This window comes from Gammaproteobacteria bacterium (genome assembly GCA_013003425.1).
Classification (GTDB): domain Bacteria; phylum Pseudomonadota; class Gammaproteobacteria; order Steroidobacterales; family JABDKV01; genus JABDJB01.
In genome coordinates, this window is sequence record JABDJB010000025.1 from 1 (window position 1) to 18,342 (window position 18,342).

Annotated in this window: 13 protein-coding genes; 7 read left to right on the forward strand and 6 right to left on the reverse strand. The window is 57.6% G+C overall.

Annotated elements, in window-relative coordinates:
• Positions 1–239: 239 nt before the first annotated feature.
• Complete coding sequence (locus tag HKN06_04150) at positions 240–740, forward strand: hypothetical protein (protein NNF60505.1); 501 nt, start codon at positions 240–242, stop codon at positions 738–740.
• Positions 741–986: 246 nt separating this feature from the next.
• Positions 987–2,195, forward strand: coding sequence for a threonine/serine exporter family protein (locus tag HKN06_04155; protein NNF60506.1), 1,209 nt, complete (start codon positions 987–989; stop codon positions 2,193–2,195).
• A gap of 185 nt (positions 2,196–2,380) precedes the next feature.
• Here the strand turns inward: HKN06_04155 and HKN06_04160 are convergent, their stop codons facing one another.
• Positions 2,381–2,743 (reverse strand): hypothetical protein, encoded by a 363-nt coding sequence (locus tag HKN06_04160; GenBank protein ID NNF60507.1) that lies wholly within the window; start codon positions 2,741–2,743, stop codon positions 2,381–2,383.
• A 201-nt stretch (positions 2,744–2,944) separates the two neighbouring features.
• Between HKN06_04160 and HKN06_04165 the strand changes: the two genes are divergently transcribed.
• Positions 2,945–4,960, forward strand: a complete 2,016-nt coding sequence (locus tag HKN06_04165; GenBank protein ID NNF60508.1) for a UvrD-helicase domain-containing protein — start codon at positions 2,945–2,947, stop codon at positions 4,958–4,960.
• A gap of 81 nt (positions 4,961–5,041) precedes the next feature.
• On the opposite strand, the gene HKN06_04170 is transcribed toward HKN06_04165, so the two are convergent.
• From HKN06_04170 to phnD, 5 genes are all read right to left on the reverse strand, one after another.
• The gene (locus HKN06_04170; GenBank protein NNF60509.1) at positions 5,042–8,242 is read right to left on the reverse strand and encodes a hypothetical protein; all 3,201 of its coding nucleotides are present in this window, start codon (positions 8,240–8,242) and stop codon (positions 5,042–5,044) included.
• A 118-nt stretch (positions 8,243–8,360) separates the two neighbouring features.
• Positions 8,361–9,758, reverse strand: coding sequence for a hypothetical protein (locus HKN06_04175; GenBank protein ID NNF60510.1), 1,398 nt, complete (start codon positions 9,756–9,758; stop codon positions 8,361–8,363).
• 123 nt (positions 9,759–9,881) lie between these two features.
• Positions 9,882–11,510, reverse strand: coding sequence for a mechanosensitive ion channel family protein (locus HKN06_04180; GenBank protein ID NNF60511.1), 1,629 nt, complete (start codon positions 11,508–11,510; stop codon positions 9,882–9,884).
• Positions 11,511–11,612: 102 nt separating this feature from the next.
• On the reverse strand, positions 11,613–13,373 hold the full coding sequence (locus HKN06_04185) for a response regulator (GenBank protein NNF60512.1): 1,761 nt from the start codon (positions 13,371–13,373) through the stop codon (positions 11,613–11,615).
• Entirely contained in the window at positions 13,370–14,254 is an 885-nt protein-coding gene (gene phnD, locus HKN06_04190) for a phosphate/phosphite/phosphonate ABC transporter substrate-binding protein (GenBank protein ID NNF60513.1), read from the reverse strand. The genes HKN06_04185 and phnD overlap by 4 nt, the downstream gene beginning before the upstream one ends.
• Positions 14,255–14,522: 268 nt before the next feature.
• Between phnD and HKN06_04195 the strand changes: the two genes are divergently transcribed.
• The 4 genes from HKN06_04195 to HKN06_04210 form a co-directional block, all read left to right on the forward strand.
• Positions 14,523–15,005, forward strand: a complete 483-nt coding sequence (locus HKN06_04195) for an NAD(P)-binding protein (GenBank protein NNF60514.1) — start codon at positions 14,523–14,525, stop codon at positions 15,003–15,005.
• Complete coding sequence (locus HKN06_04200; GenBank protein NNF60515.1) at positions 15,002–15,298, forward strand: hypothetical protein; 297 nt, start codon at positions 15,002–15,004, stop codon at positions 15,296–15,298. The genes HKN06_04195 and HKN06_04200 overlap by 4 nt, the downstream gene beginning before the upstream one ends.
• Positions 15,299–15,388: 90 nt before the next feature.
• Complete coding sequence (locus tag HKN06_04205; GenBank protein ID NNF60516.1) at positions 15,389–16,051, forward strand: hypothetical protein; 663 nt, start codon at positions 15,389–15,391, stop codon at positions 16,049–16,051.
• Positions 16,052–16,132: 81 nt separating this feature from the next.
• The coding region (locus HKN06_04210) for a GAF domain-containing protein (protein NNF60517.1) at positions 16,133–18,342 on the forward strand (2,210 nt) is incomplete at its 3' end.

An 18,342-nucleotide genomic window follows, 5' to 3' on the forward strand; every position in this document is an offset into this window, starting at 1 on the left:
GGCGCGCCAATTTATTGAAGCCGCACTTTGTGCGGCTTTTTTATTCCGAAAACAGCATAGCGCGAAACCAGATTAACAGGAGAGTGTATTTCATGGTCGGGTCGACCACACCACCCGAGAAAGAAACGGTGCCGTCCATTAAGTGCTTTTATACCCAACACCGCGTAGTGTGCATCGTGCCGCGCGGAAACTTTTGCCCGGTCGAACTAACGCTAACAATCCATTAATGGGGAATGAACATGGGAAAGGAATATACATTTTCGAGCTATGCATTATTGACAGCAGTATCAGTTGTCCTGGCGGCTTTGCTTCTGCAGCCGACTACCGTTCTGGCTGATACAGTCGATGAAATAAAAAAAGAAATTCTGGACGGCAATGCTTTTGTTCGCAAAAATCTCAGGGACAAGGATGGCGGAATTTCCAAACGTGGCTCTTTGCAGTTTTGGTCCAGTGGCGGCCTTTCACAGGTCGTGGCGGCCGACGCACCTATAAGTGAATACGAACAGTTCTCCCTGACGCCCAAACACATTCAGGTTGTCGTTCTTGACGAAGGCAAATCAGCCGTTGCCATGTATTACTCTGAAGGATCCTTCCATGAAAAAGGGAGCGAGCCAGTAGCACACTACATGACACGAATTACCGAGGTTTTTGTAAAGGAAGGCAAAAACTGGGTGGTGCGTGCTGCACACTATTCACCCATCGCGGCCGGTAGCGGCACAAGGCAGTCATCCATCGATTAGTCTGTCGATAGATTGACATGTTATTTTGATTCGAGATTAACGAACAAAGGGGCAGCGCGTGTCGATGGTTACGCGGGCTGCCCCTTTTTTTTGCCAGAGAAATTCCCACTGTCTGATGTCTGCCCGCCGTCTCTATTCGTCGACATTGACTGACACCGGCAGGTCAGACGCCGCTAAGGGGCTGCAGGCGGAAGCCACGAGCGGCTGATCCAGTATGATTGGATATTCATCAAGCGTGAATCACCCATGAACAGTCATCATCAATCCGCACGTTTCCTCATGCGGCTGGCCGCTGCGCTGCATCGCTACGGGACGCCGACGCACCGGCTCGAAGAAGCGATCAACAAAGTATCGTCCATGCTGAATGTCGAGGGTCAGTATCTGGTCACGCCGACATCCATCATGGCGTCCATTGGTCCCGAGGGCGAGCAGGAAATGAGGCTGCTGCGGGTCGACTCCGGGGAGACCAATCTGGAAAAACTTGCGAGTCTGAACGACGTGATGCGTCGTGCCGGTACCGGAGAAACCGACGTCGAGACCGCAGCCGACGAAGTACAAACAATCTGCGCAGCTCCTCTGCGTTACATCAAGCCACTGACTGTACTTGGCTATACGATCGTGTCCGGTGCGGCGACAGCTATGTTTGGCGGCGGACTGAACGAACTCGTGGTCGGGATGGTGGTAGGGACACTTCTGGGTTTGCTTGCCGTTGCCGCACTTGGCAGGCCCAGGCTCACGCGCCCGTATCCGGCTCTCGCATCATTCCTCGCGACAATGACTTCGGGATTTGCCACTCTGGTTCTGGAGCCGCTGCATCCGTTTATTTCGACACTCGGCGGGCTCATTGTGCTGGTGCCCGGCCTGGCACTCACTATTGCAATTAATGAATTGGCCAGTGGTCATGTTGTCAGTGGCAGCTCGCGGCTGGTAAGCACCCTGATGACGTTTTTGCAGATGGGTATTGGCGTTGCGTTCGGAACGCTGCTTTTGTCGGCTGCAGGAATCGTCGTTGATGGCGGTACGCCGGTACAGTTTTCTGCCTGGTTCCTGGCGTTGTGGCTGCCTCTTGCAGCAGCGGGTTTTACTATTTTGTTTCGTGCAAGGCCCAGAGACTTTCCGTGGATTCTTTTGGCGAGTGTTATTGCTTTTCTTGGCGCGCGCTACACGGCAGAACTGGCTGGCCCGGTCGCTGGCGCAGCCTGCGGAGCCTGGGCCCTGGGAAGCACCAGTAATGTGCTCGCCCGACTGCGCGACGAACCGGCAGTAATTACATTGCTGCCGGGCCTGCTGCTGCTTGTGCCGGGCAGTATCGGCTTCCGCTCGGTGGAGGCAATGATTCGCGACGACATACTGTCCGGCATCGAGGCGGGCGTTTCGATGGGGCTGACAGCGATGGCGCTTGTTACCGGGTTGCTACTCGCCAACTTAACGATCGAGTCGCGAAAGCTGCTTTGATACCGAACCATTTGTAGCGGGAACTTTGCACCGATTGGCGCCCATTGGCACCGGGCACTTTGCGTAGCTTGTTTGCGCCATTGGTACCGGGCACTTTGCGTAGCTTATTTGCGTATAAGTGACATCGGGTGCCCGGTACTCTGCGGAGCGGTACTCTGCGGAGCAATCCGCGGGTACTCTGCGGGCTAATTCATATCGATAAACGGCTTGGTGGATAGATACAGCACGACGAGGGCGGCCAGTACGTAGATGATCATCTTCAGCGGTTCATTTTTGAAGGCATCAAATATTGTCTGCTGTCGCCCTTCCAGTTGCAGTCTTCGTCGTTGCTCCTGCGCGCTGGCTGCTCGCTGGGCCTGGTAGCTGTCAATGAGCCGTTTTGCCCGCTCCAGTTCCGCTTCGTCACGCAGCCAGAAGGCCGGCGCCGATATGCCCCAGTTTCCCGGGGGTGTTTCATAAAAATCAATATCGGTTTCCTGCAACAACTGCCGCATTTCTTCGGCTTCGTCGTCAGGCACACCGCGTAAATTGTAGAGGCGGATTGCCATTTTTTTCCTCTGCTCTCACAGCCACGCACACCCGGATTGTAGTCGGCCTGTTGATCCCATCGCGACCGGGCTGCGCATTTTTCCCGTTGGCCCAGCTTACAATTATTAACGAACAACGGCGTTCGTGGCGGCGGCGATTGCTCCCGGAGCCGGGCACAAAAATAGTGTATCTTTGCGCGCTTCGAATCTGCCCACCAGGGGATGCCAATCTCATCCGCACTGAATCCACGCCAGCGTGCAGCCGTTACGCATGTCGATACACCTCTGCTGGTGTTGGCGGGCGCCGGCAGCGGCAAGACCCGCGTTATCGTCCACAAGATCGCACATCTCATAAAAAATGGCGGCATATCGCCAGATAACATCGCTGCGGTAACTTTTACAAACAAGGCTGCGAAAGAAATGCGCGAGCGGGTTGCGGCGCTGCTGGGTGAAAGCGCCGTATCCGAGTTGCGTGTTTCCACATTCCATACGCTGGGGCTGAATATTCTGCGCCGTGAATACGATCAGCTTGGTTACCGGCAAGGTTTCTCGATTTTCGATGCGGCAGATTCGCTGGCGCTGTTGCAGGAACTGCAAAAGCGTGACGGCGATGACGCCGCAACAGAGCAGGCACAGTGGACAATATCTGGCTGGAAAAGCGCGCTTATCGGCCCCGCCCATGCGCTGAAATGTGCTGAGGATGCACTGGAGGCCGGAACAGCACGACTCTATGCCGCCTATCAGCGCAGCCTCAAAGCCTATAATGGCGTGGATTTCGACGACCTTATCCTGCAGCCGGTAGCGCTGTTCCAGGACAACCCGGAGGTGCTGGCCGCATGGCAGGAGCGCATCCGTTACCTGCTGGCCGATGAATACCAGGATACCAACCTGGCCCAGTACCAGCTGCTGCGATTGCTTGCCGGAACCGAAGGTCGCTTTACCGTGGTGGGTGACGACGATCAGTCGATTTATACGTGGCGCGGTGCGAATCCGGAAAATCTCAATCAGCTGGCACAGGACTATCCTCAGCTGGAGGTCGTCAAGCTGGAGCAGAACTACCGCTCCAGCGGCAATATCCTGGCCACAGCCAATCACCTGATCGCAAACAACCAGCACCTGTTCGACAAAAAACTGTGGAGCGCAAACGGGCCCGGCGAGAATATCAAGGTGATAGCACTTGCCGATGAGCATGCTGAGGTCGAGCGTGTCGTAACTGACCTGTTTATGTGGCGGCTGGATGGTCGCGGCAACTACGGTGATTGTGCCGTGTTGTATCGCGGTAACCATCAGGCGCGGCTGTTCGAGCAGGCATTGCGCCTGCGGCGCATTCCTTACCACCTCAGTGGCGGCCGGTCGTTTTTTGATCGCACCGAGGTGCGCGACGTCATGGCCTACCTGCGCCTGGTCGCAAACCCGGATAACGACACGGCCTTCCTGCGTATCGTCAATAAGCCGCGCCGGGAAATTGGCGCAACCACCCTCGAGAACCTGACCGGCCTGTCTGCCAAACAGAATTGCAGCCTGCTGGCCGCAATCCGTCACGATGATGCCGCCAGCGTGCTGCCCGGTCGCAGCCTGTCCATAACGAGACGCTTCGCCGAGCTGATCGACGGCTACACCGAAGCCGCTGAACGCGGCGCGCTGGGGCAAATTGCACAAGAGCTGGTTGAAGAAATCGACTACGTCGGTTGGCTGCGACGCAGCAGCAAGGATGCACAGCTGGCCGAGCGGCGCGTCGACAACGTCGAGGCCTTACTCGATTGGGTGCGGCGTATTGCAAAAGCCAATCCCGATATTTCGCTGGCAGAGTTACTGGCGCAATTGAGCCTTGCCGAGCAACGCGAAGATGATGAGCCTGATGGCGGGCAAGTGAGGCTGATGACGCTGCACGCGGCCAAGGGCCTGGAATTCGATCACGTGCACCTGGTCGGATTCGAGGAAGGCCTGCTGCCGCATCACCAGAATCTCGAGGGACCTGGTGTTGATGAGGAACGGCGCCTGGCCTACGTCGGTATTACCCGCGCGAAACGGCAGCTTGTAATTACCTATGCCGCCGAGCGCCGACGTTACGGCGAGAGTGCCGCCCGCGAGCCCAGCCGTTTTCTCGATGAATTGCCGCAGGACCGCCTCGAGTGGGTATTGCCAAACGTCGGGACTGAAATTATCTGCGAAGAGCAGCGTGACCGTGGCAACCAGGCGCTGGCTGAAATGCGCGCGCTGCTGTCGGGTGACCCCTAGTCAGGTCGCAGGCGCTACCGCAAAAAAAAAGGCCCCGCGTCATGCGGGGCCTTCTTACTGCAATAGCAGTCGTTAAGACGCTTACAGCTCGTCCGGCAGACCGGACGGTCCGGGCGCCAGCCCAAACTGCTCGCGCATGATTGTCAGGTCGAAGGTGTTGACGATTCCGTTGCAGTCGAAATCCGCATCGTTCTCGCCAGTCTGACCAAAGTTTTCCCTCAGGATTGCCAGGTCAAACGTATTGGTGATGTTGTTGTTGTCCAGGTCCGTGTCACACAGGTTACCGAACTTGTCCTGCTCTGCATTGGTGTTGCACTGATCAGGATTTTCCAACAACAGGCAGTTATCGCATGAGTTCATCACGCCGTCGTTATCATCGTCAGGCGTTCCGGTCACCGTGATAGTGATATCACCGGTCGAACTGCCGCCATCGCTGTCGACTGCGGTATAGGTGAGGTTTTCGACGCCAACAAAGCCCGGGTTCGGGATGTAGTGCACCTTCTCCACGCCGCCGTCATTAATGATCACGGCGGTGCCCATCAGCGCGGCGCTGACACCGGTTAGATCGAGATTCTCACCAGCGCCGTCCTCGATGTCGCTGTCATTGGCCAGCACGTTGATGGTAACCGGGTGACAGGCGATGGTGTCGGCGACGTCCGGCAGCAGATCCGGCAGGTTGTTCATCGCGCAGAAAGTCGGGAAATTCACGCGGGTGTACGTACCTTCACCACTAAGGCTGTCGGGCATGTTGTCTGGCGTGATCGTCAGCGCGACCAGGTTTTCACGCACGCGGATCATAAAGTGCTGGGCAAACTGGCCGACAGCAGCGTCGAGGTGAGACGCCGGCACCACGACGATGATCTGGTTGTTGCCGACCATGCTGCGGGAATCGGCCAGCGCGCCTGGGTTGGTCACCGGGTCGATACTGCCCGTACCATAGCTGAAGCGTGGCGCACCGGCTTGCGTATCCATGCGAACCCAGCGGTCGGGTGCCGACGGATCGCCACCACCGCTGCCATTGAACTGGATCGGCCATGCCGCATTCGGTGGCAGCGTGTCGGTGCTTTGCACGTCGAGCACGAAAGCTACATTTCCGACGCCCCAGATCTCTTCGTTTTGAGCAATTCCCAGACGGCGCACATCGAGTGCGGCTGCGTTGGGCGCCAGCGGGTTACCGGCAACGATAATGTCGCCAGCCTTGTCCGTAAGTATAGTAAGGCCGTCACGATCGCAGGGCGAAGTTGTCGGATCGTCATCGACACCCGGGATGACTCCGTTGTTGCAGGATGGTTTCAATACGCTCAGACCCTCGGCGTTGCGCGCCAGTATTTCATAGGTATCGGTGCCACCAGCGCCAACATCGGTATACGAAGTGAACGCCGGTCCGACGGTCGCGAGCACCGCGCCGTTCTTGCGGATCTGGTAGTCGAGTATCGGCGAGCCACCGTCACCCGGTTCCTGCCAGCTGATTTCCACGTCGGCGCCAGTATCGACAGCCGTGGTGAGCGGCCAGTCCGGACGACGTGGCAGCGTGCCGTCGTAGGCACTGAATAACCCCTTCGGGCTCTTCAGGCGGGCAATTGCCGCGCGCGCGTTCTGGGTGATTGACGTCGATGTTTCGCATGCGCCGGTGCAGCCGATGGCATACATCGCCACCGGACGGCCGCGCTTGTCCATCTGCAGGTCATTGAAGTCGAGCAGGTTGCGGTTCGAAGCGCAGGTTGTGCCCTGGTCGCAAATCACCCCGCGTTGTACCGGCGGCTCACCCTGGTCTTCAGTGACATTTGTAGTGGTCCAGTTGACGCCGCCGTCAAAGGTCATTGAGACATACAGCGACCATTCGGTATTCGGCTGGTTGGACGTGCCCAGCGCGCCCGGCGTGGTAGTACCAAGGAATGAAAAGGCGGCACGGTCATCGTCACCTGCCACCATGGTTGAAAATGCTGTCGTTTTAACTTCGGGGGCAACGTTCTGCACGCCCATCCAGGTACCACTAACCGGGTTGTACACGTCGACCAGCGGTGAACCACCGCTGTCCATGCCGAAGTACACGGTGCCGTTGGCACCGACACCGATCGAGGGGTCCCATTCGCCGGTACCCGAGTCGGGTGCGGTAACGATATCCCAGGTGGCGCCGTTATCGGTACTGACAGCCATACCCTGCTCGCCACCGCAGGACTTGTTTGGCACGTAGGCGGTACCGTCGTTTGGCGCCACTTTCACGTGGCCGTGCAGGCCCGAGCACTCCGCCAGCGTCCACATTGGCACAGCGGCACCAAAGGTCTGCCCGCCATCCAGCGAGATACCGGCCTGCGCGACCGCGACGTCCTGCGATGCGTAATAGACCGCATGAGCAAAATCGTTGTACAGCGGGTTGTTACCATTGAGCGTGGAATAGAGCGGCTCGGCCAGACGACCGCCGCCCAATGTCTGGTGATCAACACCCGGGTTGAAGGGCGAGCCCTGGCTCAACGTCCAGGCATCACCATTGTTGTCAGAAAAACCAAGCAGGGAGCTCTTTACTGCCAGCTGGTCGGAGAACATGCGACCGGTAATCGGGTCGACAAAACCGATCGGGTCGAGTGAAACGACATGGGTAGGCACGCTGATATCTTCCCAGGCTCCACCGGACAGATAGCTCGCTGGCGCAGTGCAGTCATTTGGGCGCACCCTGAGCGTGGTCAGGCTGGATACAAACATGATGTCGCCACCATTGTCGCCACCGAGTGAACCATCGGGTGGCTCGCTCTGCCAGTTGACGCCGCCGCTGGGCTCGCCACCCTCGCTGTTGCCCGGGTCGCGATAAACGTAAAACTCTACCTGCTCCTCGCCGGGGTTGCCGCCGGTGTTATTGACTTCCAGCGTCGCGGTGGCGGTGTACGTCAACGCACCGGCAAACGGGTTGGCGGCCACACGGATGGTGCCGACCGGGTTACTCAACGTAATGAACTCCGGCGTGCCGGCATTGCCGGAACTGCCAACCTGCGTGGCGCCCTGCCAGGCTTCCATGTCCCAGTCTTCTGCCTGTGTTGTGCCATTCAGTTCGATCGTAACGGTGTAGTTCACACCGGCGGGTGGAACGATGGTCAGATCAAAGTTGTCGCAGTTGGCAGGGTTGCCACAGCCGTCAAGCGGGTTTGGCGTGAATGGTCCGGTGCTGCTGGCCCAGTTAACAGGGCTGCCGAGTGAAACCATGCCACTTGACGGAACTGCATCCGATGCGATGGAACTATGCGCGAATAGAAGTGCCGTAATGCCGGCGGAAAGAATTTTGTTTCTCATCGATTTGCCCCCCGGTGAGGCGAAAGAAATTTTTACAATCTTCCGCCCGAAGGCCGCCCGATGTTATTGGTGTTAACCCTCAGTGCGACTGAGGGAAAACCCTCAGAACCAAGGCTGATCAGAGGCTGGTTCGCAGGACGAACACATCACTCTTGCCACGCGATGTCAGCTTATCGCCCGAACCGATCTGCATGTCCTTGCCAAAGATCCCCGTCGCAATAACCGCACCGCCGGCACTGACCGTAATGCCATTGGCAATCGCCACGTCATCGCCGGCGAGCAACAAAGCATCGCGATGATTACCATCGCTATCGAGCGCCAGCACAAAACCTTCGGTATCGGCCGTGCCTGAAGCCCGGTAAACGGACGTCGCGGAGCCGGGAGCCAGGTCTGCCTCGCCCTGGAAATGACCGGCAAGCCACAGCGAACCATCTGCTGCAGCTGTTATGCCGTAAACCAGTTCCACTTCCGCGCCACCAAAACTCGAAGCGCGCTGCAGATTGCCGTCGGAGTTAAAGTACACGATGAATGCGTCCGTGCTTCCCTCGCTGACGAGCTGCCCGCCACCGGGCAGAACCATTTCCTGCTGGAAACTGCCGGCCAGCCAGACGCCGCCGTCACCGGTTGCGGTCAACCCGCCCACGTATTCCTGCCCTGCGCCCCCCAATGTACGAGTCCACAGGGGCACGCCGTCAGCAGAAAACGCCTGCACGAAAATATCGTTATAGCCGGCTGATTTTCGCGCCGGCAGATCTCCGGACGACGCCTCGCCGGCAAATATTCCTGCCATGACAATGGTGCCGTTGTCGGTCGCCGTCACGGCGAAAGCCTCGTCGCTGGCGCTGCCGCCAAACCGGCGTGCCCAGATAATGTCGCCGTCGGCACTGAGTTTGAACAGGAATGCATCGCGTGATCCTGCGCTTGCCAGCTTGTGGCCAACGCCGTTCTCTGTGTATGGAATGACATCCTGGAACGTGCCGGCCAGCAGTAAATTACCGTCGCCATCCGTCGCGAGGGCGCGACCGGAATCGGCTTTCGTGCCACCAAAGCGCCGGGCCCACACGGTGTTCCCGTTCGCATCGACACGTGCCAGGAAGATATCGGCATTGGCACGGCCCGGTGCCTGCAATACCGGCCCCGGTTCGGTGCCCAGGGTCTTGGAGAAAAAGCCGGTAACAGCGACATCTCCTCCCGGCAAGGCCGTAATTGCCCGGGGTTGATCGTTCTTCTGCGTTACACCGAAGTGCGTGACATACTCCGGCGTGCCGTCTGCGCGGTAACAGGACACGAATATGTCGCTGTATCCACCCGAATCCAGAGTCAGCGGCCGCGCCCTGGTGCCAAAATCCGCGGTAGCGATGAAAGTGCCGGTAATACAGGCGCGGCCATCCTCCAGCCCGGCTATACCGAACACCGAATCGACATTGGCGCCACCGACCTGCACCGCCCAGGTTTCTTCCTGGCTGCAACCGGAGAAAACGAGCAGAAACAGTGCCGACAGGGCAAAACGAATCATGAGCATCTGAAAAACCTGGCCGAAGAACATTCGGCGGCAGTGTAGCAGCCCGTTTACGACAGAACACCGGGGGTTTTCCCTGATACACGCCGTGGTATTTCGCCCACCGGCGAAAAAAACACCTTACGCCGGCGCTGCCGACGGCTCGCTCTTGTTGATCAGTACCCGGCGCGCGTACGGGATCTCTATGTCGTTGGCATCAAATGCATCCTTGATGCGTTTACGCAGGTCGCGTTCCACCGGCAGGTGACACCCCGGTTTCACACGGGTAACGGTGCGAATCATCATGTCCGACTCGCCGAAGTTATCCAGCCCCTTCACTGAAGTCGGCTCCAGCACCATGTCATTTTCTGCCTGCAGCTGCTTGCCGGTGTTTTTCAGCACCTCAAACACCTTATTGAGATCTGACTCGTATGCCACTCCAACCTCGACTACCGCGTTAGTAAATTCCTTGGAGTAGTGTATGAGATCGTTGATCTGGCCATTACGGATAATATGGTGGCGGCCAGCGTTATCACGAATCCGGGTGGTACGTAAGTCTATGGATTCGACTCGCCCCTCGGCCTCCTCGATACGCACGAAGTCACCGACCAGAAAGTGTTCTTCAAACAGTATAAAAAAGCCCGACACCATATCGTTGATCAGGTTCTGGGCACCAAGTCCAACTGCCAGCCCGGCAATACCTGCACCGGCGAGGATCGGCGTGGGATCGATACCGAAGATCTTTAGTATCATCACGCCGGCAATAAAATAAATTGCATAGGTGACGATACTGCCAAACAGTGGTACCAGGGTGGCACGACGTTGCTTTTGCTGCGGTGTTAACCCGGCTGCGCGGAGCATTGTTTCTTCCAGCAGAAACACTGCGAGCTCTTTGACGACGCGCGCCATGAAGACAATGCCGATTACCTGGATTACGCGCGGGCCCCATTCAGCAAGATTGGCAATGGCCTCGACCTGCATAATTACCAGCGTTGCGACCGTGACCATAACTACGTATTCGATACTGCGGCGTAACACGGGAACCAGCGGCCGCAGACGATCATAGGTATCAGTAAAACGTGTCCTCGCGACATAGGATTTGCCGACCGCATCGACACTGTCGACCAGGGCACCAACCGCCCGCCAGATCAGCACGCCGACCGAGATAATCAGGAATATCCGCAATGTCAGCAGGATTGCAGCCGGTACAGCTGCGGGCAAACCCAGCCATGCTGCGGCAACGGCAAAAACCGTCAGCCAGACGCTGACGGTGATGGTCAGCTGCAGGCTGCCAAAAAGCTTCTCGATTGCCTCGTCGTTGGCGCGCAGGTTGTCCAGGTTTTTAGCCTTGCCGCACAGAAACGCGACCAGGCGACGCAGGTAACGCAGCAGCACGGCAGCCAACACAACCAGAGCAGCAGCCTTGGCGGCCGCCATGGCGGTAGTTACCCAGAATTCACGTGGAATGCTGCGAAACAACTCCACACTGTGGTCAGGCAAATAGTGACCGAGATACATCCAGTAAAGATTAATACCGACGATTGCCAGCGAGCCGATTACAGCCAGAAAAATCAGCAGTCGTCGCAGGTTCTTTTGCAACAGGCCGGCGATGCCGCCAGCGCCAGCCAGAGCGGGCGTTGCAACGATCACTGCCGTTACACGCCCGACAATGAAATTGAGGATGACAAAGACGGCGATCAGAGCAAGCACTTCGCCAGAAATAGTTGCGATGTTTATCAGGAGTGCCTGTAATTCTGGCGTGAGGTTCATTCATCCGGCTCCGGCAGGCGTGAAATGATCGAGATTATGGCACAGCGCGATACACGAACGACCGCGAAAAACACGCCTGTAGCCGGAGGGTTCGCTACCGCTTCAGGCGTTGGCGACCGACAATGGCTGTGCGAGCGTTTCCCGTATTAGCACGGCCAGGTCAGCGATAACAAATGGCTTTTGCACCAGCGGATAATCGATGCCCGTGACGCCACTTTGGAGCACGACGTCTTCGGTGTAGCCGGACATGAATATGACCCGCATCGACGGCCGGTGACGGAGTATGGCATCCACGAGTTCGCGGCCATTGAGTCCCGGCATGATGACATCAGAAAGAATCAGGTGGATTCGTTCCGGATACTCGCCACTGATTCTCAATGCCTCGTGTCCGTCGGCAGCGCTAATCACCTTGTACCCCAGTCGACCAAGCGCTCCAGCGGTCAGCCGACGGATTTGCTGTTCGTCTTCCACCAGCAGGATGGTTTCATCGCCGCGGGCTGGCTGCGAGCGGGGCGTTACGTCATCTTCCGGCTGCCTGCTGCCCTCTGCTGGCAGCAAAATGGTGATCTCGGTTCCTTTGCCGGGCTCACTCCGAACCCGAAATTCACCACCGCTTTTCTTCACTATTCCGTGGGCGCTGGATAAGCCCAGGCCAGTACCCCGGCGTCGGCCCTTGGTAGTAAAGAACGGTTCGAACATCTTTTCCTGCACATCGCTGTCCATACCGATACCGGTATCGGCGACGGTGACAGCCCAGCGTTCACCGCCCGCTTCAGCCACAGTGATAGTCAACTTGCCACCGTCGGGCATGGCATCACGCGCATTGATCACAAGATTCATGATTACCTGCTCCAGTTGTGCCGGGTCGGTATGCACTACCGCCGCATCGTCGCTGCACAACGCCACCAGCTCAATCTGTTCACCTATCAAGCGGCGCAACATCTGCTCCATGCCCTGCACCAGCTGATTGAGGTCAACCGATTGAAAATCCATTGGCTGGCGCCGGGCGAAAGCCAGCAAACGGCGCGTCAGGGAAGCAGCCCGCTCAGCCGACTTTTCGATTTCCTTCGCCTCGAACTGGTGTTCTTCAGGCAGCGAGTTGAGCAGCAGTTCGGTATTGCCCTGAATCGCTGTAAGCAGATTATTGAAATCGTGCGCTACGCCCCCGACCAGCTGGCCCAGTGCTTCGACGCGCTGCATTTGCTGCACACGATGCTCGGTTTCACGCAGCTCGTGCTCCATCTCGATATGCCCGCGCAGGGTTTTCTTTATCATGTCGACTATGCGCCAAACCAGAACCGCGCTGATAAGACCGATGGTCAGTATCAGCAAGCTCAGTAGTCTCAGCCGCCGCTCGCTGCTGGCGGTAACCCGGGCTATTTCCGTATCCACTTCCATGCTATGCAAGCGACCATGCTGGCGAACGTTCAGCCGCAGCACACCGAGGAGTTTGCTCAGATCAATGTTGTCATCGCCGGACTGGACCGCAACCGAGAATCGTTCAAACAGCTTTTCGATACGTTGAGTTACCGGGTCAGCTTCATGATCTCCTGCCGCGTGATGCAGTTCGTGCAGTTCGGCGAGGTCGGCTTCGATCTCGTATAGCAAGCCTGCCGTCTTGCCGGAATGGATGCCTGCCGAGTCGGTGACTATGCGGGCGATATCCTCCACTTTTTCCTCGAGTTCGACGATTAACGCTACTACCGGCAGATGAAATTCCTGCATACGTTGCTGGTTTTTTCGGGTAGCAGCCGCGTCGATATAGAAGAAACCAAGCGTCGCCAGCGCAGTGATAGTGAGAACCGCGACAAGCGTGTACGCATAGCGGATGATCCGCTCGTAGCTTTCCGGCAGCCTGCTCACCGCGAGGTCTTCATTCTGCCGGGCTCCAGCGCTTCGGCTGCAGCGCGTACCTCGTCAAAATCACGGTCGTGGGCCGGGAGAAAGCCGCTGGCCCGAAGCCTGGCAAGTATCGCTGCGTGGCTTTCCTGCGTCCGGTCGAGAGCCAGGAACGCATCGCGCAACGTTTCGCGCACCGGCCCGGCTACTGCCGTGCTGGTGGCCCAGACATAGTCCGGAAATGGTGGCGTGGTCTGCAGAATCCTGACCGCATCAGCCGAAAGACGTCCGTCAGCAAACATGCTGTCGATAATGACGCTGTTGGCCACAGCGATATCCACGACCCCGGAACTAACTTTCGCAGCACTCTTGTCATGCGCCAGACTGTACTCCACGCTGGCGAAGAACGATTCCGGCGAAATGCCATCCTGCAGCAAAAAGTAACGCGGCATCAGGTGACCGGAAGTTGACAGTCGCGGGCCAAAGGAAAAGCGCTTGCCGGCGAAGTCCGCAACAGTCTCGCCCTGCGCGGCCGCCGCAACGATGTAGTAGCTGGTGAAACGCAGGTCGGTGTCTCGCATTACCAATGGAACAGCGCCAACCGATGCCGAAGCCTCGACAAATGTGAGCCCGCCAAACCAGGCGAGATCGAGTTCACCCTGAATGAAACTTTCCAGAAGTTCCGCGTAGCTCGAGTGGATTATAAGTGCAAGCTCCAGACCGGTTACCTGATTGAGGTATTCGATCAGCGGCTGATACTGGCCGATAAGCTGTTCGCGTGACTGGTCCGGCAGGACGCCAACGACCAGAGGACCGCTGTTTATTCGCTCCACTGGTGCGGCCGGGTCCTCACAGCTCGCCAGCGCGAGCAATATACACAGCGCGGTTGCTACTCTCCTGAGCACTTATTCCTTTTATCCCGGGACGATCCCCGCTACGCCCTGGACAGAATCGTACCACTAAACAACGCACACTCGGCGACCTGGACCACCACACTCCGCGGCGAGCCCGGCCGTTTCCTGGTGAGCCTTGAGCGCAGCGCTCAGCCAGGTGCCGGAGCGTCCGAGCCGCCCCCGTAACGATGCCCCCGAGGCCTCAGGATGGCGGAAAAAGGCCGGTCTTCAAGCGGTTTGAGCACTGGCCTGGTCTTTTTTTTCAACTAAGCTTTGACCAATGGCAACCGATGTTAGAAAAATTGGCATCATCGGGGCGGGTGTAGCGGGCCTCATAACCGCCAAGTCGTTCCTGGAAGAAGGCTTTGATTGCGAGGTTCTGGAGCGTAAGGGTTCACTCGGTGGAGTTTGGGAGAACGGCTACCATTCGTTACGGCTGCAACTGCCGAGGGAATCTTACGAATTTCTGGACTGGCCGATGCCAGCGTCGTTTCCAAAGTTTCCCTCATGCGACCAGATAGTCTCTTACCTCAAACCAGGCTTCGGCGCCGGGCCGCAGGACCAAGTCAACCACTACGCTGGATCGCTGGCGGCAAACCAGCCATTAGTGCCGCGGCAGCCAGCAGGCGGCTTTAACGCACCTGTCGGGTGCGCAGTCCTTGTTGCGCATGGCCTGCTGGTGGCGGCAGCTCTTCATACTGACTCGAAGCCCGGCCCCTGCGGCGGTACAATCTGTGGCTGGGGAAGAGCCGTCAAGCCATGAGCGAGCTGGAAGACTACGATGCCGAGTTCTATGCGCTGGAAAAGCGCATTGGCCGGCTTGCGATCGCAACCGGCGTGGACCTGACACGGCCAGACCAGGTGCTTGCCCTCAGGAAGGAAAACTATGCCTTGCTCGGATACGGCGACAAACACACTTATCACCTGTTGCATGAGCTATTCCTGCTGCGGGACTATCTGCAGGCACACTGCATAAGTGAACATGGTGCCCAGGAATGCCGACGCCTGCTGGAGCACGCCGACGCGCGCCTGCGCAAACGCGGCTTCCACTTCTGATTTTTGCACCGGTCATTGGTATGGCTCCTTGCCACGCCGTTCAGGTGGCACTCTGAGTGACTATAATCAGGGCATTGCCGGAACGTTTTCATGTGTGTCGATAAACAAACAACCGGACTTGCGCCGGACTCATCACACTCGTCGCCGATTGATGCGCGACAGTTGAAAGAAACCATTGCCGCACTGCGCAGGCAGCTGGAATCAATGGAAGCTGGCGGCCAGGAACGTATACAGCATGCCGTTGCCGAAGCGGCCAGCGAAATAAAACAACTCAAGGCAACAATCTCTGCCCAGCGTAGCCAGCTGGAACAGGTACGACACCGCGAGCAGAAGGATGCGCAGGAGAAGCTGCAGTCTGCCAACATGGAAAAAACCCAGCTGAAGCAAACGGCCGCCTCTTTACGCGACCGGCTGGAAAGCCTGCAGCAGGAGATGCTGCAAAACATCCAGGCGCAAGCGGCCAGGCACAATAAGGAATCAAAACAGCAACAGTCGGCGATACTGGCACTGCGTGACCAGCTCGACGCTCTTAATGCTGACAAGCGTGCCGGGCTGACTGCCTTGCGCACCGAAGCCGACCTCGAGATCTCGCAGCTGCAACAGATGGCTGCGCAGCTGCGCGACGAATTGCAGCGCCTCGAAGTTATTAAAGACGACGAATTGCGCGAGCAACAACGCGTCGCGCAGGAAGAAATAGCTCATTTGAAGCAAACCATCATCGCCCTTCGAGAAAAACTACAGCAGGCAGGTTGAGTCATGGATCGGGAATCCCGAAAGCAGAAGAAATCAGCACAGGTCGAAGGCCAAGCCGGGACCGCCGCCGATAAAGACATCATGCTGCAGCGTGCCGGCAAGAAACTGCGTCAGGCGGAGATGCTGCTGGATGTATCACGGCGGGTTGCCGCCATCGAAAATCTCGATGACGTATTGACAACCCTGATTGACATTGCCACTGAGGAACTGGATGCCGAGCGCGGATCCTTATTCCTTAATGACCCGGATACCGGTGAGCTTTACTCGCGTGTAGCGCAGGGTGAACTTTCGCGCGAGATCCGGGTGCTGAATACGTCAGGAATAGCCGGCGCCGTATTCAGTAGCGGCGTCGGGGAAATAATTGAGAATCCCTACGACGATCCGCGCTTTAACCGCAACGTCGACGCGCAAACCGGCTTCAAAACCGAAACGATTCTGTGTGCGCCGCTGAAAACCATGCGTGGCGAAGTGATTGGCGTCTCCCAGATACTCAACAAGAAAAACGGCGCATTCAGCGAGGACGACCTGGTGCTGCTGGAAGCAATCACCACCCAGGCATCGGTTGCACTGCAGAGCTCCCAGTTTGTTGAGCACGTCAAGAAGACTCGCCAGAAAGAGATGGAATTTCTCGACCTGGTAGCCGACATCACGTCGGAGCTGGAACTGGGCCCCCTGCTGAATCGCGTGATGACTGAGGCCACGCGTATGCTGCAGGCTGAACGCTCGACGCTTTTCCTTAACGACGAAAAAACCGGCGAGCTGTTTTCGCGCGTGGCCATGGGCGACTCGATCGGCGAGATCCGGCTGCCAAACACCGCCGGCATCGCCGGCGCTGTATTCACCAGCGGCGAGACTATTCATATCCCGCATGCCTATGCCGATCTGCGATTTGACCCTTCGTTTGACAAGAAGACCGGTTATTTCACCCGCTCTATCCTGTGCGTGCCGGTAATCAACAAGGATGGCAAGCGTATTGGTGTAACGCAGATACTGAACAAGCGCGGTGGGCCATTCACAAAGGCCGATGAAACCCGCCTGAAGGCGTTTACCGCGCAGGTATCGATCGCGCTGGAGAATGCCAAGCTGTTCGAAGACATCCAGAACATGAAAGATTACAGCGAGGGCATGCTGCACAGTATGTCGAACGGCGTAATCACCATCGACGGCGAGGGCAAGATCGTCACCTGCAACGACGCCGGCCTGACCATACTGGGCGTTACCGAACAGGACGTGATCAATGTGCAGGCGCCTGACTTTTTTGTCGATGCCAACGCCTGGATCTGGGACAAGGTGCTGTCGGTGGAAGAGTCACAGCAATCCGACATCGTGATGGACGCAGAGCTGCAGTTCAACGACAACACCATTTCGGCCAACGTCAGCGTGCTGCCCCTGATGAGCTCGAACAACGAAAACCTCGGGGCAATGGTGCTGATCGAAGATATCAGCTCCGAAAAACGCATGAAATCGACCATGGCCCGCTACATGGATCCGGGCGTGGCCGATCAGCTGATGGGTTCGGGTGAAGACATACTCGGTGGCAAGAGCTCCGAGATCACGGTGCTTTTTTCTGACATTCGCAGCTTTACCACCATCACCGAGGCGCTTGGCCCGCAGGGTACGGTGCAGATGCTGAATGAATACTTCACCATCATGGTGGACTGCATCACCCGCGAAGGCGGCATGCTGGACAAGTTTATCGGCGACGCCATCATGGCCGGCTTTGGCATTCCGGTACCGCACAACGACGATGAAGACCGCGCCGTGCGTGCCGCCATCGCAATGATCGTCGAGCTGTGGGAATGGAACGTCACCCGCGTTGAGCAGGGCCTGGACCCGCTGGATCACGGCGTCGGCCTGAACACCGGCACCGTCGTTTCAGGCAACATTGGCTCGCCCAAACGCATGGATTACACGATGATCGGCGACGGTGTAAACCTGGCGGCGCGGCTGGAAAGCGCCTGCAAGCAGTATTCGGCACGAATACTGATAAGCGAGTTTACCAAGGCAAAACTGCGCGGCACTTATCGCATCCGTGACGTCGACCTTGTTGTCGTCAAGGGCAAGACCAAGCCGGTAGGTGTTTACGAAGTGCTCGACTATCACAACGAACAGACGTTTCCCAACCTGATGGACAACGTCAATTACTTCAACGAAGGCGTGCGGCAGTACCGCGCTGGCAACTGGGAAAAGGGCATTGCCAATTTCCAGGAAGCGCTGAAGGCCAGCCCCGCTGACGCCCTGTCGACGACCTACATCGAACGCTGCAAGTACCTGCAGCAACACCCGCCGGA

Bases quoted from the DNA above. Each gene is read 5' to 3' on its own strand.
- HKN06_04150 (NNF60505.1), top strand. From the start codon at position 240: ATGGGAAAGGAATATACATTTTCGAGCTATGCATTATTGACAGCAGTA.
- HKN06_04155 (NNF60506.1), top strand. From the start codon at position 987: ATGAACAGTCATCATCAATCCGCACGTTTCCTCATGCGGCTGGCCGCT.
- HKN06_04160 (NNF60507.1), bottom strand. From the start codon at position 2,743: ATGGCAATCCGCCTCTACAATTTACGCGGTGTGCCTGACGACGAAGCC.
- HKN06_04165 (NNF60508.1), top strand. From the start codon at position 2,945: ATGCCAATCTCATCCGCACTGAATCCACGCCAGCGTGCAGCCGTTACG.
- HKN06_04170 (NNF60509.1), bottom strand. From the start codon at position 8,242: ATGAGAAACAAAATTCTTTCCGCCGGCATTACGGCACTTCTATTCGCG.
- HKN06_04175 (NNF60510.1), bottom strand. From the start codon at position 9,758: ATGATTCGTTTTGCCCTGTCGGCACTGTTTCTGCTCGTTTTCTCCGGT.
- HKN06_04180 (NNF60511.1), bottom strand. From the start codon at position 11,510: ATGAACCTCACGCCAGAATTACAGGCACTCCTGATAAACATCGCAACT.
- HKN06_04195 (NNF60514.1), top strand. From the start codon at position 14,523: ATGGCAACCGATGTTAGAAAAATTGGCATCATCGGGGCGGGTGTAGCG.
- HKN06_04200 (NNF60515.1), top strand. From the start codon at position 15,002: ATGAGCGAGCTGGAAGACTACGATGCCGAGTTCTATGCGCTGGAAAAG.
- HKN06_04205 (NNF60516.1), top strand. From the start codon at position 15,389: ATGTGTGTCGATAAACAAACAACCGGACTTGCGCCGGACTCATCACAC.